General features: G+C 69.2%; 16 protein-coding genes and 1 pseudogene. 9 read left to right on the forward strand and 8 right to left on the reverse strand.

All coding sequences use genetic code 11. The features are described 5' to 3' along the window. Positions 1–15: 15 nt before the first annotated feature. The 4 genes from ACPXY0_RS14360 to ACPXY0_RS14375 all read right to left on the reverse strand — a co-directional run bounded on the left by ACPXY0_RS14360 (position 16) and on the right by ACPXY0_RS14375 (position 3,023). Positions 16–1,344 carry a hypothetical protein gene (locus tag ACPXY0_RS14360; protein ID WP_423925683.1) on the reverse strand — a complete coding sequence of 443 codons (1,329 nt, stop codon included), beginning with the start codon at positions 1,342–1,344 and terminating at the stop codon, positions 16–18. A gap of 108 nt (positions 1,345–1,452) precedes the next feature. Then, positions 1,453–1,989 (reverse strand): hypothetical protein, encoded by a 537-nt coding sequence (locus ACPXY0_RS14365; RefSeq protein WP_423925685.1) that lies wholly within the window; start codon positions 1,987–1,989, stop codon positions 1,453–1,455. Further along, complete coding sequence (locus tag ACPXY0_RS14370) at positions 1,986–2,573, reverse strand: TonB-dependent receptor domain-containing protein (protein ID WP_423930695.1); 588 nt, start codon at positions 2,571–2,573, stop codon at positions 1,986–1,988. Before ACPXY0_RS14370 ends, ACPXY0_RS14365 begins: the two co-directional genes overlap by 4 nt. Positions 2,574–2,582: 9 nt before the next feature. Further along, the gene (locus ACPXY0_RS14375; protein ID WP_423925687.1) at positions 2,583–3,023 is read right to left on the reverse strand and encodes a carboxypeptidase-like regulatory domain-containing protein; all 441 of its coding nucleotides are present in this window, start codon (positions 3,021–3,023) and stop codon (positions 2,583–2,585) included. A 419-nt stretch (positions 3,024–3,442) separates the two neighbouring features. On the opposite strand from ACPXY0_RS14375, the gene ACPXY0_RS14380 reads away from it, so the two are divergent. The 7 genes and pseudogenes from ACPXY0_RS14380 (at position 3,443) to phoU (ending at position 9,655) form a co-directional block, all read left to right on the forward strand. Beyond that, positions 3,443–4,138 carry a response regulator gene (locus tag ACPXY0_RS14380; RefSeq protein WP_423925689.1) on the forward strand — a complete coding sequence of 232 codons (696 nt, stop codon included), beginning with the start codon at positions 3,443–3,445 and terminating at the stop codon, positions 4,136–4,138. Positions 4,139–4,222: 84 nt separating this feature from the next. Continuing rightward, the gene (locus ACPXY0_RS14385) at positions 4,223–5,593 is read left to right on the forward strand and encodes a sensor histidine kinase (RefSeq protein WP_423925691.1); all 1,371 of its coding nucleotides are present in this window, start codon (positions 4,223–4,225) and stop codon (positions 5,591–5,593) included. 98 nt (positions 5,594–5,691) lie between these two features. Continuing rightward, positions 5,692–6,342 carry a substrate-binding domain-containing protein gene (locus ACPXY0_RS14390; protein ID WP_423930697.1) on the forward strand — a complete coding sequence of 217 codons (651 nt, stop codon included), beginning with the start codon at positions 5,692–5,694 and terminating at the stop codon, positions 6,340–6,342. A 21-nt stretch (positions 6,343–6,363) separates the two neighbouring features. Continuing rightward, positions 6,364–7,292 (forward strand): annotated as a pseudogene (gene pstC / locus ACPXY0_RS14395) (phosphate ABC transporter permease subunit PstC). Between the two features lie 71 nt (positions 7,293–7,363). Next, the gene (pstA, locus tag ACPXY0_RS14400; protein ID WP_423925693.1) at positions 7,364–8,173 is read left to right on the forward strand and encodes a phosphate ABC transporter permease PstA; all 810 of its coding nucleotides are present in this window, start codon (positions 7,364–7,366) and stop codon (positions 8,171–8,173) included. A 7-nt stretch (positions 8,174–8,180) separates the two neighbouring features. Next, positions 8,181–8,972 (forward strand): phosphate ABC transporter ATP-binding protein PstB, encoded by a 792-nt coding sequence (gene pstB, locus ACPXY0_RS14405; protein WP_423925695.1) that lies wholly within the window; start codon positions 8,181–8,183, stop codon positions 8,970–8,972. 20 nt (positions 8,973–8,992) lie between these two features. Continuing rightward, positions 8,993–9,655 (forward strand): phosphate signaling complex protein PhoU, encoded by a 663-nt coding sequence (gene phoU, locus ACPXY0_RS14410; RefSeq protein WP_419935972.1) that lies wholly within the window; start codon positions 8,993–8,995, stop codon positions 9,653–9,655. 36 nt (positions 9,656–9,691) lie between these two features. On the opposite strand, the gene ppk1 is transcribed toward phoU, so the two are convergent. The 3 genes from ppk1 to ACPXY0_RS14425 form a co-directional block, all read right to left on the reverse strand. Beyond that, complete coding sequence (ppk1, locus tag ACPXY0_RS14415) at positions 9,692–11,986, reverse strand: polyphosphate kinase 1 (RefSeq protein WP_423925698.1); 2,295 nt, start codon at positions 11,984–11,986, stop codon at positions 9,692–9,694. Positions 11,987–12,082: 96 nt separating this feature from the next. Beyond that, complete coding sequence (locus tag ACPXY0_RS14420; RefSeq protein WP_423925700.1) at positions 12,083–12,520, reverse strand: hypothetical protein; 438 nt, start codon at positions 12,518–12,520, stop codon at positions 12,083–12,085. Next, the gene (locus ACPXY0_RS14425) at positions 12,414–13,670 is read right to left on the reverse strand and encodes a hypothetical protein (RefSeq protein WP_423925702.1); all 1,257 of its coding nucleotides are present in this window, start codon (positions 13,668–13,670) and stop codon (positions 12,414–12,416) included. The genes ACPXY0_RS14420 and ACPXY0_RS14425 overlap by 107 nt, the downstream gene beginning before the upstream one ends. A 205-nt stretch (positions 13,671–13,875) precedes the next feature. On the opposite strand from ACPXY0_RS14425, the gene ACPXY0_RS14430 reads away from it, so the two are divergent. Together ACPXY0_RS14430 and ACPXY0_RS14435 are read left to right on the forward strand one after the other, a co-directional pair. After that, a complete protein-coding gene (locus ACPXY0_RS14430; RefSeq protein WP_423925704.1) occupies positions 13,876–15,219 on the forward strand; it encodes an amidohydrolase family protein in 1,344 nt (447 codons plus the stop codon). Positions 15,220–15,331: 112 nt separating this feature from the next. Beyond that, positions 15,332–16,765 carry a glycosyltransferase gene (locus ACPXY0_RS14435; protein ID WP_423925706.1) on the forward strand — a complete coding sequence of 478 codons (1,434 nt, stop codon included), beginning with the start codon at positions 15,332–15,334 and terminating at the stop codon, positions 16,763–16,765. Here ACPXY0_RS14435 and ACPXY0_RS14440 read toward each other — a convergent pair. Further along, complete coding sequence (locus ACPXY0_RS14440; RefSeq protein ID WP_423925708.1) at positions 16,655–17,995, reverse strand: glycosyltransferase 87 family protein; 1,341 nt, start codon at positions 17,993–17,995, stop codon at positions 16,655–16,657. The two genes, ACPXY0_RS14435 and ACPXY0_RS14440, sit on opposite strands and share 111 nt — an antisense overlap. Positions 17,996–18,003 lie beyond the last annotated feature (8 nt).

Here is an 18,003-nt window from a genome sequence, read left to right on the forward strand (position 1 = left end):
CAACACCCAACCAAGCTAGCCCTGATCCGTCGTGGTCCAGCCTTCGATCCACTGCGGCATGCCCGGCGCGAAGGCGCCGATGTAGTCGACCGCCTCGAAGAAGTCGCCGCCCGCCGGCGGCTCGGCGTAGCCGTCCGTCAGCGGTGAACCGGCGGCCGGACGGAAGTCGGGCATTCCGAGGTTGAACGGATTCACAAGCAGCGGGTCGACGCCGGCCACGTTCCCCCAACCATCGGTGCTCCAGAGCGCCTCCTCGTCGATGGGGGCGTCGCTTTCGTCGCCGTCGTCGGACTCGAACATCCCGTCTTCCTGGCCGAAGACGTAGCTGTTCCGGATCTGGACCCGGGCGGCCGTCTCCTGCTGGTCGACATCGAAACCCTTCTCGAAGCCGAGGATCACGACGTTGTACACACTGCCGGCGGTGCCGCGGCGGAAGATGATCCCGCGCTTGCTCTCGCCCGCGGAACCCGTCCCGGCCTCCTTCCCGACGAGCGTGACGTTGTAGATGTCGGGGTCGGTGAACGGCTCGGCGTCGAAGTTCTCCTCGTTCCCGTCGACCTCGAAGCCGTTGTCGGCGTCGTGGGGATCCTGCTGCGCGGCCCAGAACTGCCCGCGGCCCTGCCAGCCCGTCGAGTAGTCGAACGAGTCATCCGAGGCGCCCGTGACGTAGGCGTACTTGAGGTCCACCGTGCCGCCGAGCAACTCGATCCCGTCATCCGAGCCGTAGTGCGACTGGATGTGATCGAGTTGCGTACCGGATCCGACGCCGTTGAGCGTGAGGCCGTTGAGTTCGTTGCCAAAGCTGACCTCGAGCCCGCCGTGCTCGATCCGCACATAGCTCAGCTGCCCGCTGTCGTCGTCCGTGATGGTGCCGCCGTACGGCCCCGAGTTGCCCTCCCCGACGCACTCATCCGAGGGGAAGTTGCAGTTCGAGCGGCCGTTGAGGACGACCCCGCCCCAGTCGCCACGACGGCGGGAACCTTCGGGGTTGGAACTCGTGAACACGATCGGCTCCTGCGCCGTACCCCGGGCGACCAGTCGGCCACCCTGCCGGACGATGAGGGCGGACCCCGTGAAGTTCACGTCGCCCAGAAGGAGCGTTCCGGCCGGGATCGTGAGCGTCGCGCCGGCCTCGACGATGGTGGTCCCCTGAATGTGATATGTGAGATCTGGATCCAGCTCCATGGATTGCGTGATCGCGCCCGACAGCGTCGTCGTCGTCGGTGGTGGCGGCGGCGGTGCGGGCGAGACGGGGTCGTCCCCCCCGCACGCTGCGAAGAAGCCGCTCAGCAACAGCCCCGTCATCGCACCACAGGCCCGGCAATTCCGTTGTCCAGGATCCATCGTTTCGTCTCCTGACGCCCCACCCGTGTCCAGGCCCGGCGCGACTGGAGCGTGAGTCGCGGACCGGCGGCATCGCCGTCCCTCGTGGAGCGGCGGCCCGGATCGTGCCTAGCGGTCACCGACCGGCTGCCACGACAGGCTGAGCGAGAAGGCCCGCCCGGGCTGCCAGCCCCGGAGCAGGTCGCCGCCCTGCGTGAAGCGATAGTCGGCGGAGAGGAGGTTCGTGGCGCTGAGTTTGGCCGAGACTTGAGATCCGACGGCCTGCTCGAAGACGAGGTCGAACTGGCTGCGGCCCTCCTCGAACACGCTCTCGAGGAACTGGCTGCCGACCTGGCTGATCCGGGGCCCGAAGCGGTTGAAGAGAAGTGAGACGGAGGTCCGTCCCGAGGGAGCAGCCCAGTTCGCGCCGGCGTTCACAACGTAGGGCGACTGTCCCCGCAGCCGGCGCTCCTGGCTCACGACATCGATCTCGAGCGGCCCCGAACCGGGGACGAAGATCTGCGCCACGGCGCCCGTCTCGACCTCGGAGTCGACGAGCGTGAGGTTGAAGTTGAGGCCGAAGTTCTCGAGCGATTCGGAGAGGAAACCGAGGTCGGAGCGGATCTCGAACTCCGTCCCGAGGTTGTTCGCGGTCCCCGCGTTCACCGCGCCGGGCCGGGGGAACCACTCCCAGCGAAGGTCGAATTCGTGATCCGCGACCGCTGCAGCACCGGATTTCCGACGACCAGGTAGCCGCCCGCGAAGTCGGCGAACGAGAATGGCGCGAGTTCGCGGAACTCGGGCCGCGCCAGCGTGCGGGAGGCGGCGGCGCGAATGTTGACGAGGTCGCTGGCCACCCAGGTGATGGTGGCGCCGGGCACGAAATCCGTGTTGTCCAGTGCGGCGCCGGTTAGCGGTGCGGCACCCCGGGTGAAGATGTCCAGCGGCGTGACGGCCTGTTTGCTGCGCTCGATGCGGGCTCCGCCGGCGAAGCGGAGACGCGGCAGCAGTTCGAAGTCGGCCATCACGTACGCGCCGGTCGTGGTCTGGTCGGCCACGTAGTTGTCCGGGCGGAACGTCGCCTCCTGGATTTCGAACTGCCGCGGACCCGGCCCGATGTTCTCCGGCGTGAAGATGGCGTCGTGTGACGCGGCCTTGACTTCGTCGGGGATCGAGCGGTTGGGGAGGAACCGGAAGCGACGGCTGAGGACGTCGCGGTCACGGCACAGGCTCGACGCGCCGACCTCGATCGTGCCCGCCTAGCCGTTCACGCGGATGGGGAACTGCACGTCGAGGTTGAGGTTGATCGCGTCTTCGGTCAGATCCTGATGGAAGATGCTGCCGCTCTGGATGAAGTTGTCCCACAGGAAGACGCCGCCGGACTCCCGGTAGAGCACTTCGCGCGTGTTCGGCTCGTAGCGGCCGGCCCGCGGGGGAAGCGAGATGTCGATCGTCGTCACGTCTCCCGCCGTGACCGTCACGCCCGTGATGGTCTTGCTGGTGTAGCCGATGAGCCGCGCCACGACGTCGTACGTGCCCGGCGGGAGCGACTCCATCGTCCAGCGGCCGTCGACGTCGCTCAGGGTGCCGGTGTTGAGCGCCGTGATCGAGATCTGCGCCAGACTCAGGGGCCGGGCCGTATCCTCGTCCACGATGCGGCCGGAAACGCGGCCGACCTCCCCGCCCGCCTGGGCGGACATCGACGTCGCGGACGTCAGGAGAAGGAGCGCGGGGAGCGCGCCCAGGCCCGGGCCCGGGCGGAACCGCCGCCCGCTCGGACGAGTCTGTTGTCCTGAAAGGGTCATGGGATTCGATCCTTCGGAGGATACCGATACGTCAGGGCCTGCTGCCGGCGCGAAGAATAGGCGGGACCCGTAACGGCGCCGGACATGTACCGTCACGGGTCCGTCACGAGTCCGGGATGCGATGGTCACGGAGGACGGCGAGATTGGCGGCGACGCCCCCGGCACGTGGAGATCCGCGGAGGGGTCGCATTCACGAGATGGTTACAGATGTGTTACGCTACCGCCCGCAGGCGTGACTCAGGATTCCCGGGGGTCGGGTCCGTTCAGATCGGACGAATCCTCTCAAAGCGAGAGTTCTGAAGCCGAGGGTGACGATGCCGGACGCACAGATCCTCGTCGTGGACGACGAACCGGATATCCTCAGCGTCCTCGTGTACCACCTGAGCCGCGAAGGATACCGCGTGACCACGGCGGTGAACGGGCAGGGCGCGTTGACGACGGCCCAGGCGGAGCGCCCCGACCTCATCATCCTCGATCTCATGCTCCCGGGGATGGACGGATACGAGGTCCTGCAGTGTCTCCGTAAGGCCGATCGTACGGAATCGATTCCGGTGATCCTGCTCACGGCCCGGAGGGAAGAGGAGGAGCGGGTCAAGGGGTTCGAGGTCGGTGCCGACGATTACATCACGAAGCCGTTCAGCGCGCGCGAACTCACGCTGCGGGTCGAGGCGCTGTTACGCCGCTCGAAGGCGGAACCGGTGTCCACGTCGCGGAGGATCTCGGTGGGGCCGGTCGAACTCGACCGCGAGGCGCATCGGGCTTTCTCGGAGGGTTTCGAGGTCGATCTGACGCCGCTCGAGTACCGGCTGCTCGAAGTTCTGCTCGAGCGCCGGGGCCGCGTGCAGACTCGCCGGCAGTTGCTCCAGGCCGTGTGGGACACCAACGCGGCGATCGAGACGCGAACCGTCGACATGCACGTCGCTCGCCTGCGGACGAAGGTCGGCGGCGCCGCCGACCTGATCGAGACGGTTCGCGGGATCGGCTACCGGTTCCGGGCCCTCGACAAGTAGCTCGAGCCAGGTAGCGGGGGGTCGGCCGCCGCGTCTCCGGGCGCGGGTGCCGCCCGCTGAACTCGTGCGATCGGTGGACGGAAGGTGAGACTCGCGAATCGCTTCTTCCTCGTCGCCGTCGCCGTGCTCGTGGTGGCGTACGTCGCGGCGACGTTGCTGCTCCGGCTCGACGTGGCCGACTTCGCGCTCGAGCTCTCGGTGCTGGGGGCGATCCTCCTCCTGTTGTGGCCGGCCTCGTGGCTCGTGGCGCGGAGGATCGAAGCGGAGCTTGGACGGGCGCGCGCGGCGGTGGACCGCATCGCCGCGTGCGGCCCGACTCCGTCCATCGATCCGCCGATCGGGCCCACGGGTTCGGGCTCGGTCGGCCCCCTGGACCGAGCGATCGATCGCATGGCGGAGCGGGTGCGGGACCGCGTCTCTACCTCGGAACGCGAGTCGAGCGACCTGCGCGTCCTCTTCGATGGGCTCGAGGACGGCCTCGCCTTCATCGATGCGGATGGACTCGTCAGCCTCTGCAACCCGGCCTTCGCAAGGTGGGCGGGGCGTGACGTCTCGCCGGGCCTTCGCGTCGGCACGCTCTTCCGGACCCCCCGAATCGCCGAGGCGGTGAGCGCGGCGCAGCGGGGGGAACCCACCACCGCCGAGGTCGAACTCGGCGAGCATACGGTGCTCATGTCGGCCCGGTCCCACCGCTCGGGGGCGCTCATCGTACTCCGCGATCGCACGGTCATGCGCCGGCTCGAGGGGGTGCGACGCGACTTCGTCGCCAACGTGTCACACGAACTCAAGACCCCGCTGACGAGCGTCGTCGGATTCGCGGAGGCGCTCGCGGAGGGAGGGCTCGGCCTCAAGCAGTCCCGCGATTTCGCGGAACGCATCCTCGCCAACGCCACCCGCATGCGGCACCTGGTGGAGGATCTCCTCGACCTCTCCCTCCTCGAATCGGGGAGCTGGAGCCCCGTACCCGAACCGGTCTCGGTGGGGGCGGCGGCCTCCGAGGTGTGGGAGACACTGTCTCCGGAGGTGCGACCGCCCGGGGCGGAACTGCGCGTGCTCGGGACGCGCGAACCGGCCCGGGTGGACCCGGATGCGATCCGCCAGGTTCTCCGCAATCTCCTCGACAACGCGGTGCGCTACAGCGATGACGACCCGGTGATCACGGTGCGGATCCAGCCGAACGAGCGCTTCCAGCGCATCCAGGTCACGGACCGCGGACCGGGAATCCCCGCGGTGCACGTCGAGCGCGTGTTCGAGCGCTTCTACAGGATCGACCCGGCGCGCTCGCGGGCGCGCGGCGGGACCGGACTCGGACTCGCCATCGTGAAGCACCTCGTGGAGGCGCACGGCGGCGCGGTGGGGATCGAGAGCACGCTCGGCCGCGGGACGACGATCTGGTTCACCCTGCCGGTCGCGACGCCGTTCCTCGGCGAGGAGACGGCCGGTGTCCCGGCCTGAGCAGGCGTCCGCGGTAGTGGGAACCGCGATGCTCGTGGCGCTTTCGTCCCCGGCTTGTCGGGGAGGCGGGGACGGAGACGGCCTGTCCGTCGCGGCGAATCAACGCGCGGGAGGCGGCGGCCTGCGCGCGGGAGGGCATCACGCCGCTCGAACTGCAGATCGCATGGGATGGCCTCACGGTCGTCGTGCATCCGACGAACGACTGGGTCGGCTGCATGACGGTGGAAGAACTCCGGCGCGTGTGGGCCCCGGGGTCCGGGCTCGCGCGCTGGAGCCAGATCCGCCCCGATTGGCCGGACCACGAACTGAAGCTCTATGGACCCGACACGGACTCGGGCACCTTCGACTACTTCGCCGCAGCCGTCACGGGTGAGGAGGGGGCGAGCCGCAACGACTATACGGCCAGCGCGGACGACCACGTGCTGGTTGCGGGCGTGAGCGGCGATCCGGGGGCACTCGGATACTTCGGCTACGTGTATTTCGAGGAGAACCAGGAACAGCTGCGGGCGCTCGAGGTCGACGGAGGCGCCGGTTGCGTCGCACCGTCTCGGCGCACGATCGTGGACGGTACCTATACGCCGCTGGCTCGTCCCATGTACATCTACATCCGTCGTGACGCACTCGAACGGCCGGAGGTCAGGGCCTTCGTCGGCTTCTACATCGACAACGCGGCCGCCCTGATACCGGAAACGGGACACGTCCCGCTTGCCCCGGAGGCCTATGCCGAAGTGCGAGCCCGGATCGACTAGCGGCACGCGGCGCGACGCCCGTTGAGCCCCGCGACGGGCCCGGCGTCGAACGCGCCGCTCGCCCGCCGCCGGCACCAGGCGCGCAGGGAGCGGGTGGTCGGCGCGCTGCTGTTCGCGTGCGGCGCCCTCTCCAGCCTGACGACCGTGGGGATCGTCGTCGTGCTCATCACCCAGTCGCTGGGCCTCTTCGCCGAAGTCTCTCCGCTGGATTCCTGTTCGGCACGCGGTGGTCACCCGACCTGGTGCCGAGATCGTTCGGCATCCTGCCGCTCGTGAACGGGACGCTGCTCGTCGCGGCCGGCGCGTCGCTAATCGCGCTTCCCGTCGGGCTCGCCACGGCGATCTACCTGAGCGAGTACGCGTCCCGGCGGACGAGGCGCATCGTCAAGCCCGCGCTCGAAATCCTCGCCGGGATTCCGACCGTGGTCTACGGCTACTTCGCCATCGTCTTCGTGACCCCCATCCTCCGCGCCCTCTTCCCCGCCACCGCGGTCTTCAACGCGGGGAGCGCCGCCATCGTGGTCGGGATCATGATCCTCCCCATGGTGTCATCGCTGTCCGAGGACGCGCTGAGCGCGGTTCCCCGTTCGCTGCGCGAGGCCGCATACGGGCTCGGGGCCACCCGGTTCGAGGTCTCGACGCGGATCGTGGTGCCGGCCGGGCTCTCGGGCATCGTCGCGAGCTTCATCCTCGCGGTCTCCCGCGCGATCGCGGAAACGATGGTCGTGACGATGGCCGCGGGCGCCACGCCGAGGATGACGCTGGATCTGCTCCAGAGCGTCCAGACCATGACGGCCTACATCGTTCAGGTGAGCCTCGGCGACGCGCCCTCGGGGACGATCGAATACCGGACCCTGTTCGCGGTGGCGCTCCTGCTCTTCCTCATCACCCTGGGCCTCAACCTGCTGAGCCAGCGGCTGACCGCCCGCTTCGCGGCGAGCTACCGTTGAGTTCCATCGCACCCCGAGGGGGACGGTTCGAGCCGCGCCTCGAAGCCCGGAGACGGACCGGAGCCCGGTTCATGTGGTTGTGTCGGGTCGCGGTGGCGTTCGGGGTCGCGTCGCTCATCCTCGTCCTCGTCAACGTCGTCTCCGACGGCCTCGCGGTACTCTCTCCGGAGTTCGTGGCCAGCTATCCCTCGCGCTTCCCGGAGCGCGCCGGGATCCGTTCCGCCATCCTCGGGAGCGCGTGGATGCTCGCGCTCGTCGCCGTGCTGACCTTCCCGCTCGGGGTCGGCGCAGCCCTCTATCTCGAGGAATACGCGCCACGGAACCGGTTCACGCGCTTTCTGCAGCTGAACATCGCGAACCTGGCCGGCGTGCCCTCCATCGTGTACGGGATCCTCGGCCTGGCGCTGTTCGTGCGCTTCCTCGCGCTGGAGCGGAGCCTCCTGGCCGGCGCCGCCACGTTGTCGCTCCTCGTCCTCCCGCTGGTCATCATCGCGGCGCAGGAGGCGATCCGCGCCGTCCCGGACGCGTTCCGCTCGGCCTCCTACGCGCTGGGCGCCACGCGCTGGCAGACGATCCGGCATCATGTGCTGCCCGCCGCGATGCCGGGGATCCTCACCGGGACGATCCTCGGGTTGTCGCGGGCGGGGGGCGAGACGGCCCCGCTCATCATGATCGGGGCCCTGACGTTCATCGCGTTCGATCCGAGCTCGCCCATGGACCCCTTCACGGTCCTCCCGATCCAGATCTTCAACTGGACGACGGATCCGCGCGAGGCGTTCCATGCGCTCGCTGCCGGGGCCATAGTGGTACTGTTGAGCGTCCTGCTGCTGATGAACACGGTCGCGATCGTGATTCGAAACCGATACGAGAGAGATTCCTGAGTCCGTGATGGAGCGACCTTCGCCCGAAGGCGAGCCGCTGGCGGTACCGTCGGGGGCGGTGCTCGAAACCATCGGGCTCGGCGTCCGCTACGGGGAGACGGAGGCGATTCGCGACATCTCGCTCCGGATCCCGGAGAAGCGGGTCGTGTCCTTCATCGGGCCGTCAGGTTGCGGGAAGACCACGCTGCTGCGCTGCTTCAATCGCATGAACGACCTCGTGCCGACGGCTCGCGTCTCCGGCCGCGTCCTGTTCCGGGACCGGGACCTCTATGCCCCGGGCGTCGACCCCGCCGCCGTCCGGCGTTCGATCGGCATGGTGTTCCAGGAGCCGAACCCGTTCCCCAAATCCATCTTCGAGAACATCGCGTTCGGCCTGCGCATCAACGGCTTCCAGGACGACATGGCCGACCGGGTGGAGCAGTCGCTGCGCGCCGCCGCGCTGTGGGACGAGGTGAGTCACCGTCTGGATGCGGACGCCCTCTCGCTCTCCGGGGGACAGCGGCAGCGGCTGTGCATCGCGAGGGCTCTGGCGGTGGAGCCGGAGATCCTCCTAATGGACGAGCCGGCGAGGGCGCTCGACCCGATCGCGACCGGCCGCATCGAAGACCTGATCGGGGATCTGCGGCGGGACTACACGATCGTCATCGTGACCCATAATATGCAGCAGGCCGCGCGCATCAGCGACTATACGGCCTTCCTCTACATCGGCGAACTGGTCGAGTACAAGGAGACGCAGCGCTTGTTCACCAACCCGGAGGATGAGCGGACCGAGGCCTACATCACCGGCCGGCTCGGGTAGCGGGACGGGGCGGGAGCGGAATGTCCTTCAAGCAGTTCGACGACCGGCTGGATGAGGTCACGCGCCGTCTGCACGAGATGGCGCACGAGACCGAGCAGCTGGTGCGGCGGGCGGTCGCGATGGTTGGACAACCCACCGTTGACCTATCGCCGATCCGGGAAGCCGACGACGCCATCGACCGGGCCGAGGTGGAAGTCGAGGAGTCGACGGTCGAGATCCTCGCGCTGCATCACCCGGTCGCGCGCGACCTCCGCGTCCTCGTCACGGTACTCAAGATCAACAACGACCTCGAGCGGATCGGCGACCACGCCGTGAACATCGCGGAGGCGGCGGCGCGGCTCACCACGGCCGAGAAGAAGGTCCCGATTCCGCCCGAACTCGACGACATGAGCCGCATGGCGCGGGAGATGCTGCGGGACGCGCTCGACGCGTTCGCGCACCGCAACGCGGACGACGCCCGCTCCGTGATCGCGCGCGACGATCGGCTGGACCAGCTCCAGGACTCCCTGTTCCGGGTGATGATCACGCACATGCCGGACTACAATCTCTCGGCATGCCTGCAGGTCATCCTCATCGGTCGGAACCTGGAGCGAATCGGGGACCTCGCGACGAACATCGGCGAGGACGTGGTCTACATGGTCCAGGGCATCACGATCCGGCATCAGGAAGGCGGGGCGGGCTAGCCGCCCATCACCAGCCCCGGATGCTTCGGGCGCCGGCTACTGGTTGCCGTCCACCTTGCGGCGGCGCTTCCGGACCGCCCGCAACATCCGGTCGTGGTAGTCGACGCGCCGCTGCCCCGGCCCGGGTTCGAGCAGCACGTACTCTCCGGTCGGCAGCAGTTCCCAGGCCCGCTGGTTGTCGCGGAGCGCGACCTGCAGCGTCTTGCGCAGGCGTTTCGTGATCCGCCTGTCACGCACGGGCAGCAACACTTCCACGCGGTCGTCGAGATTCCGGCGGCGCCAGTCGGCGCTCCCGATCCACACCTCCGGCGTTCCGCCGTTCTCCCACCAGAAGATGCGGTCGTGCTCCAGGAAGCGGCCGACGATGCTCCGCACGCGGATGTTCTCGCTGAAGCCGGGGATTCCGGGGCGCAGCCGGCACTGGCCGCGGACGATGAGATCGATCTCCACGCCGGCGCGCGAGGCGGCGTAGAGGGCGCGGATCAGCTTCGGATCGTCGAGCCCGTTCATCTTCATGATCATGCGGCCCTGCCGGCCGGCCTCGACATGGGCAATCTCCCGCTCGATCCAATCCATGATGGCCGGTCGGAGATAGTTCGGCGCGACGATGAGTTCCTCGTACCGCTGCTGCGGGGCGTACCCCGTGAGGTAGTGGAAGAGGCTGACCGCGTCGCGCCCGATTTCGGGCTGGGCGGTGAGGATGCCGATGTCCGCGTAGATCTGGGCGGTCTCGGAGTTGTAGTTGCCGGTGCCGATGTGGCAGTACGTCCGGATCTCGTCCCCTTCCTCGCGCACGACGAGCACCACCTTGGCGTGGGTCTTGAGCCCCACGAGGCCGTACGTGACGTTGACGCCGGCCTCCTCGAGGACGGAGGCCCACTCCATGTTGTCGGCCTCGTCGAAGCGGGCCGTCACCTCCACGAGCACGGCCACCGCCTTGCCGGCTTCGGCCGCCTTCACGAGCGCCGCGATGATCCGCGACTGCTCCCCCGTCCGGTACAGCGTCTGCTTGATCGCCACCACGTCCGGATCCGAGGCGGCCTCCTCGATGAACCGCTGCACCGTGGCCGTGAACGACTCGTACGGGTGGTGAACCATGAGATCGCCCGCACGAATGACGGTGAAGATGTCGAGGCCGTCCTCGGTCTCGCCCTCGCGGATCAGGCGTGGCGGAATCATCGGCTCCCACGGCTCGTAGCGGTGCTGCCACGGACCCTCGGCTGCGATCCGCCAGAAACCCGACATCTCGAGCAGGCCCGGAATCTCGTACAGGTCTTCTTCGTCCAGTTCGAGCTGGCGCAGGAGGAAGGCCCGGACGTCGTCGGGCATCTCCGGCTCGACCTCGAGACGGACGACGCGGGCGAACCTCCTCTCGCGCAGTTCTTCCGAGATCATCTTCAGCAGGTCGTCCGCCACCTCCTCGTCGCGCGCCACATCCGCGTTGCGTGTCACGCGGAAGAGCGACGCGCTCTCGATCTTCATTCCCCGGAAGAGATCTCCCGCGAAACTGCGGATGACCTCGTCGACGGGAACGAGATGGTTGCTCTCGGGCAGCTCGATCCAGCGCACGGACGGCGGGATCTTCACCCGGGCGAAGTGACGCGTTCGACGTTCCGGGTGCTCGAGCATGAGGGCGAGCGAGAGGCTCATGTTCGACAGGAAGGGAAACGGGTGACCCGGATCGACCGCCAGCGGCGTCAGGATGGGGTAGATCCGATCCATGAAGACGCGCCGTACATGCTCGCGCTCCGCGTCGTTCAGGTGGTCGAAATCCCGCACGACGATCCCGAGTTCCTCGGCGAGCCGCGGTCGGAGGTCCTCTTCCCACGCCGCCGCCAGGCGTACGCGCATCGTGCGGACGCCCGCGCGCACGAGATCCAGTTGCTCGGCGGGGTCCAGGCCGTCGAGCGACGGCTTGACGACACCGGCGCCGAGCACACGCTTGAGTCCGCCGACCCGCTTCATGACGAATTCGTCGAGATTGTTCTCGGTGATGGCGAGGAACCGGAGGCGCTCCAGGAGCGGCGTCCGTTCGTCCATGGCCTGATAGAGCACCCGCCAGTTGAAGTCGAGCCAGCTCAACTCGGGGTTGAAGTAGAGCGAGGGATGTCGCGGCGTGGCGTCGGCGGGGACCGAGACCTGGTCGGTCGCGCGCGGGAGCACCGGTTCCCCCCGGACGCGATGGCCGAACCGCGGCCCGATCGACGGGATTTCGGGCCGGGCCTCGACGGACGCCGAGGACGAGGGAGACCGCTCGCCGCCGTCGTCGGAGCCCCGTCCCACGCGGAGCGCGCGCGGGCGCCGCGTCGCCTCGTCCGACTCCGATGCCATGTCGCTCTCCGCCGAGGTTCAGTGAATGGGGCCTGAATTATACGGTCTGCGGCGGCTCATCGCCCGGAATTGCTGCCCGGAGCGAAGCGGCGGCGGCTAGGGACTGCGCTCGAGGTCGAAGGTGACGTAGGGTTCGAGGCCGAAGATGCGGGCGAACAGCTTCCCTTTGGTGCGGAGGGCCCACTGCTCCAGGAGCACGCTTCCGTTCCGCGCCAGGCGCAGTTCCAGACGGTCTTCGTGAAGCCTGGCTTCGACGCTGTGGACGCGTTGCAGGTGCTCGCGATCGAGGGAGTCGGCGATGCGGAGGAGGGCGGCGAGCTTCTCGACGCGCGCCCGGTCCGCCGCCGTCATGTCCCGGTACAGGTAGTGACCCTCGCGCGGCTCGGCGCGACGGTGATAGCGCGCCACGAGGGCGACGAGCGGCAGTTCATCCGGCGCGATGCCGGGGATCTCGCTGTGCAGGATGAGGTAGAGCGAATGCTTGTGGTGCCTCGCGTAGGAGATGTGCTGTCCTATGTCGTGGAGCAGCGCCACCGGCGAGCAGGATCCACCGGTCGGGCGGATCGAGGCGATGCAGGTCGGCGAGCTGGTCGAAGAGAGAGACGGCGAGGGAGGCCACGTGACGCCCGTGGTCTTCGTCGAACAGGTATCGCCGCCCCAGCGTCAGTGCGCCCTCGTGTACGATCCGCTCCAGCCGCCCCAGGCCGGCGCCGCTCGTCAGCTCGTCGACGAGGTCGAGGAGCGCCCCTTCCTTCACCCCGACCCCGGGAACGAGAATCCGATCGGCACCCGCCAGCTCGGCGACGCGATCGTACACGATGGCGGCGGGAAGGATGACGTCGGCGCGGTCTTCGCGCAGGCCCAGGCGACCTATGCGCTGGCTGTAGGAGAGACGCGAGAACTCCTCGATCGCCACACCGAGTTGGGCACGCGTGATCTCCGGCACGCCGTCGCTCCGGCTCCGGCCGGCCAAGCGGGCGAGTGCTTCGATGTTTCCGCCGGTGGCGATCAGTTCGACCGGGGTCCAGTGCTTGCTCGCGTGCGGGATGCGGAGAGAGGCCGCGTACTCCGCGAGGAGGTTCGCGAAGTGCGCGGGCGCGTCGTCGGCCCCGGTCAGTTCATTCAGGAGTCGGACCGATCCCATCCGGTGCGACTCGCTCCACATGATCCCCGACCGGTCCGCGAGGGAGACTTCGACGCTGCCCCCGCCGAGGTCGACGAGCATCCACTTCGCGTCGCCGAAGTCGATTCGCGACCTCGCGGCGGTCCAGACGAGACGCGCTTCCTCCGTCCCGGAGATGAGGCGGATCGTGATGCCGGCTTCATCCTCGACGCGGCGCACGAGATCGGTGCCGTTGCGGCTCTCGCGAACCGCGCTCGTGGCGACGGCCCGGACGTGGTCGATGCCCAGACGATCGATCTCCCGCCGGAAGCGACAGAAACCCTCGACCGTCTTATCGATCGCCGCGGCGGAGAGTTCGCCGGTGAGGAAGGCGGAGTGTCCCAGCCGGACGGGGACGCGCTCGCCGGACAACTCGACGTACCGGTCCGGGGCGTGAAATTCAGCCGCGATGAACCGGAATGCGTTCGATCCCACGTCGATGGCGGCGACGCGCAGGGGAAACCCGAAGCGCGTTGGGCTGTCGAGAGCCGCGCCCCCGACCGACTGTCTCGCGTGGTGCATGTGGGGTGTGCGCAACTCCGCGGTTCCAGTGGTCTCGAGAGGGGTGCCGGGCGCCGCCGGCACGAGACGCGCCCCGGGAGATTAAACGTAGACGCGGCGCCGGGAAAACACGACCCCGCCGTCGCCCCACGCCCGGACTTCTACCCTGCGGCGCCGGAACGGGTCATGTTGGGGATCTGACGACCACCACCCGGAGGCTCCGATGATGCACTTTCTTCGAGGGGTCGCCCCGTCCCGTCCCGACGCGATCGCTCCAAGGGCCATCGCTCTGCTCGCGTGTCTGACGGGCCCGGCGGCGCTGGCGTGTCCGGCGTTGCTGGCGTGTCCGGCGTTGCTGGCGTGTCCGGCGTTGCTGGCGGGCCAGGGAGAACTCGCCTTCACAGGCGCGTCGGTGCTCGATCCCGTCGCGTCCGGCGTCGTCACGAATGCGACCGTCGTCGTTCGCGACGGGCGCATCGTTTCGGTCGAGCCCGGGGGCGAGACGCCGGCCGGAGCTCGCGTCATGGATCTGGCGGGGCGCTACCTCGTGCCCGGCCTCATCGACGCGCACGTGCACATCGGGGACTTGGCGGCTGCCCGCCGGGCGCTCATGTCGGGGGTCACCACGGCCCGCAGCATGGGGAGCGGATTCTTCGCGGATGTGGGTCTTCGCGAGCTGTTTCGGCGCGGCGTCTTCGCGGGTCCCGAGATCCTCGCGGCCGGTTACCATGTACGGCCGCGTCCGGCGGAGGGGCTCTTCCTCGACGAACCGGCGTTGAGCGACCTGCATGGCCGCGATGTCCGCGGGCCCGAGGCGCTGGGACGCGTGGCGGGCGCGATGCTCGATCGGGGCGTGGACTTCATCAAGGTCAACGCGACGGAGCGCGCGGGGCTGCCGGAGACCGACCCGCGCAAGCCGTTCTTCACGGAAGCGGAACTTTCGGCACTCGTAGCGGCGGCGTCCGGGGGCGGCGTGCCGGTGGCGGCGCATGCGCACGGCGACCGGGGGGCTCGCGCGGCCGTCGCGGCGGGCGCCCGCAGCATCGAGCACGGCACCTACCTGCGGGAGGAGACGCTGCGCCTGATGCGCGAACGCGGGACCTTTCTCGTGCCGACGATCGCCGTCGTCTCGGATCTCACGCTTCCCGGGGGCGACTACGACGACCCGATCCTCCAGGTGCGGGGTCGCCATATGCTGCCCCGGGTACGGGAGACCGCGGCCGCCGCCCATGCGCTGGGGGTGCCGGTCGTCGCCGCTACGGATACGGGGTACGGAGCGGAAAGCGTGCTCCGCCTGAGCCACGAACTCATCGAACTCGTCGGGATCGGGATGAGCGAACTCGATGCGATCCGGGCCGCGACCACGGTCGCGGCCGAGTTGCTCGGCGTCGGGGACCGGACGGGTCGCGTCGCCCCGGGTTTCGAGGCGGACCTCCTCGTGCTCGACCGGAATCCTCTCGAAGACATCGGACGGTACCAGGACGTACTGTTCGTGATGAGCGACGGGATCGTGGCTCTCGACCGGCTCGACTTCCGCGCGGACGAGGTCGGTGGGCGGCGCGTCCCCTGAGCCTGTTCCCGGCGGGGACCGCGGGAAACTGGCGGCGGCCGCGGGGTAGAATGATTTTTCGAGGACACGCGCGCGGGAAGCGCACGCTGAAGAAGCTGGCCATGGAAGGGCGATGAGCGAGATCGGACAAGTTGCGTATCTGGCGCTGCTCGCCTTCCTGGCCCCGTTCGGGGCGCACCGCCTGCGACTTCTGTGGCTGCGGGCGCGTCGGCCGGCCCGGGTCGAGCATCGCGCGTGGCGCGGGTCGCTTCCGACCGTCACGGTCCAGCTTCCGGTGTACAACGAAGCGAACGTGATCGAGCGGCTCATCGACGCGGCCTGCCGGCTCGATTATCCGACCGACCGCCTCGAGATACAGGTCCTCGACGATTCAGACGACGAGACCGTTGTCCTCGCGGGGCGGCGGGCCCGCGCCTGGCGAGCCCGGGGCATCGACATCCGGCACATCCGCCGCCGGTCGCGCGAGGGTTTCAAGGCCGGGGCGCTGGCGCACGGCACATCGGTCGCCCGCGGCGAATTCCTCGTCGTGCTGGACGCCGATTTCGTCCCGCCCCCCGGTCTGATCCGGGACCTCCTGCCGCCCTTCGAAGACCCTTCCGTGGGGGCGGTGCAGGCAGCGTGGGACCACCTGTCGCCGGACGCAAGCTGGCTCACGCGCGCCCAGGCGCTCTTCCTGGACGCGCACTTCGCCATCGAGCACGAGGCGCGCTACCGGGCGGGTCTCTTCTTCAACTTCAACGGCTCCGCCGGGATGTGGCGCAGGGGCTGCATCGAAGCGGCGGGAGGCTGGCAGAGCGATACGCTGACCGAGGATGTCGACCTCAGCTACCGCGCCCAGCTGGCGGGGTGGCGCTTCGTTTATCGCGATGACGTGCGGGTCCCGGCGGAACTGCCGTCGAGCCTGCGAGCGGTCGAGATTCAGCAGAGCCGCTGGACGCAGGGCGGCATCCAGAGCGCGCGGAAGCTGCTGCCGCGCATCTGGCGCGCGCGTTTGCCCGCGGCGCACAAGCTCGAGGCCACGGCTCATCTCGCGGGACACATCGTCCACCCCCTTACGCTCACGATGGCGGTGGCGCTGGCGGGCGCTGGCTGGCTGGCGGGGACGGGGTTCGGTCTGCCCTCGATCGTGCACGCGTTCGCCCTCTTTCTCGCCACCGTTCCGTTCGTGCTCTTCTACGGGGCGGCGGGCGCGATCCGGAAACGCCGGGGGATAGCGCGGAGGATCGTCGAGGCGCTGCTCCTGGGGCTGGGGCTGGGCGTTCCGCTCACCTTCGCGGTGCTGCGGGGCGTCGGCGGCCGGCGGACCCCGTTCGCCCGCACGCCGAAGCGGGGTTTCTCGCCCACGGTGGGGTATCGGGCCCGGCTTGCGGGGGGGACCGCCCTGATTCGCTTCGGGCTGGCGGTCGCTCTGGCGGGCGCGATCGTGAACACGGCGCTACTCGGCTCCCCCGCCGCGATCCCGTTCACCGCCCTGTTCGCGGCGGGGTACGCGCTCACGTCGCGCGAGTGCCTCAGGACGCCGCCCTCTCCAGCCGTCCCGGGCTAGCAGGGCCAGGGGCGGCCCGTGGATGAGCCAGGCCAGCCACGCCGGTTCCGGCCACACGCCTGTGGACAGGTAGGCGTCGCGCCCCGCGTAGGCGAGGAAGACCGTGCCGCTGAGGAGGAGCCAGCCCCGGTTCAGCGACAGGCAGGCGAACGGGAGCGCCCAGAGCACATACCACGGGTGGAGCGTCGGCGACAGCAGGAGCGCGGACCCGATCGTCCAGAAGAGGGCACGATCGAGCGCCCAGCGGCGGAGCGCCGCGTGGATGGCGAGGCCCCCGACGACGGCCGCCCCGATCCACCTGGGAAGATCAGGGTGGCCCGGAAGGAGCTCCAGGCCGCGGTAGAGGCCGGCGTTGAACTCCCAGATGTCGGCGTACGTGCGGAGACCGCTGAAGAGCGAGGCGCCCGCTCCGGCGTACGGGAGGTAAAGCACGGCCGGCACCGCGAGTGCAACCGCCGCGGCGAGCGCGGCCGCCCGGGTCCGCCGACCGCGGAGACGGCCGAGGGCGGGCAGGGCCACGAGCGGCGCGAACTTCATCGATCCCCCGATCCCCAGCAGCGCACCCGCGCGCCACGCGGGCCCGGCGGCGCCGGCCAGCGCCACGGCCCCGAGCATCGGCGCCAGCCCGAGCGGGTCGAGGTGCCCGCTCCACGCGACTTCCACGATCACCAGCGGCGACCACAGATAGAGGAGGAGCGGCAGCGGGCCGCGGCCCAGCGAGAGTCGGTGGACGAGCCACGCGACCGCGAGATCGGCCGCGAGCCACGCCAGCTTGAAGATCCACCAGGCCGGGCCGATCCAGGCCAGAAGCGCGAACACGAGCTGGGCGCCTGGGGGATAGATGGTGGGGATGTCGGGGTGATTCATGAGAGGCCACCAGTCCGTACGCAGTTCTTCGAGCGCCGGGGCGGAGGGGGGGAGGAGATAGGGATTCACGCCGTTTCGCTGCACCCACCCATCCCACATGAACCGATAGATGTCCTCCGAAAGGACCGGGGCGGCCGGGAACATCCCGGCCCGGAGCGCGATTCCGGCGATCCAGATCCGTCGCCGGTCCGTCGCCGTCCCCAATTGCGTCGTGCCGTACCGCGCCGCAAGCAGATAGGCGGCGAACGCCACCCCCCACAGCGCGAGCGCGGGGCCGGGGGTGCCCGAACCGCCCCAGGCCATCGTCCACAGGGCGGCCGCCTCCACGGCCACCAGCACCCAGAGCAGCCGCGTACCTGTCATCCGAAGCC

The organism is Candidatus Palauibacter sp. (genome assembly GCF_965237495.1).
In the GTDB taxonomy this organism is placed as follows: Bacteria; Gemmatimonadota; Gemmatimonadetes; order Palauibacterales; family Palauibacteraceae; genus Palauibacter.

Excerpts from the sequence above, each read along its gene's own strand:
- ACPXY0_RS14430 (WP_423925704.1), top strand. The coding sequence starts at position 13,876 with ATGCACTTTCTTCGAGGGGTCGCCCCGTCCCGTCCCGACGCGATCGCT.
- ACPXY0_RS14435 (WP_423925706.1), top strand. The coding sequence starts at position 15,332 with ATGAGCGAGATCGGACAAGTTGCGTATCTGGCGCTGCTCGCCTTCCTG.
- pstB (WP_423925695.1), top strand. The coding sequence starts at position 8,181 with ATGGAGCGACCTTCGCCCGAAGGCGAGCCGCTGGCGGTACCGTCGGGG.
- ACPXY0_RS14360 (WP_423925683.1), bottom strand. The coding sequence starts at position 1,344 with ATGGATCCTGGACAACGGAATTGCCGGGCCTGTGGTGCGATGACGGGG.
- phoU (WP_419935972.1), top strand. The coding sequence starts at position 8,993 with ATGTCCTTCAAGCAGTTCGACGACCGGCTGGATGAGGTCACGCGCCGT.
- ACPXY0_RS14375 (WP_423925687.1), bottom strand. The coding sequence starts at position 3,023 with ATGTCCGCCCAGGCGGGCGGGGAGGTCGGCCGCGTTTCCGGCCGCATC.
- pstA (WP_423925693.1), top strand. The coding sequence starts at position 7,364 with ATGTGGTTGTGTCGGGTCGCGGTGGCGTTCGGGGTCGCGTCGCTCATC.
- ACPXY0_RS14440 (WP_423925708.1), bottom strand. The coding sequence starts at position 17,995 with ATGACAGGTACGCGGCTGCTCTGGGTGCTGGTGGCCGTGGAGGCGGCC.
- ACPXY0_RS14425 (WP_423925702.1), bottom strand. The coding sequence starts at position 13,670 with ATGCACCACGCGAGACAGTCGGTCGGGGGCGCGGCTCTCGACAGCCCA.
- ACPXY0_RS14380 (WP_423925689.1), top strand. The coding sequence starts at position 3,443 with ATGCCGGACGCACAGATCCTCGTCGTGGACGACGAACCGGATATCCTC.
- ppk1 (WP_423925698.1), bottom strand. The coding sequence starts at position 11,986 with ATGGCATCGGAGTCGGACGAGGCGACGCGGCGCCCGCGCGCGCTCCGC.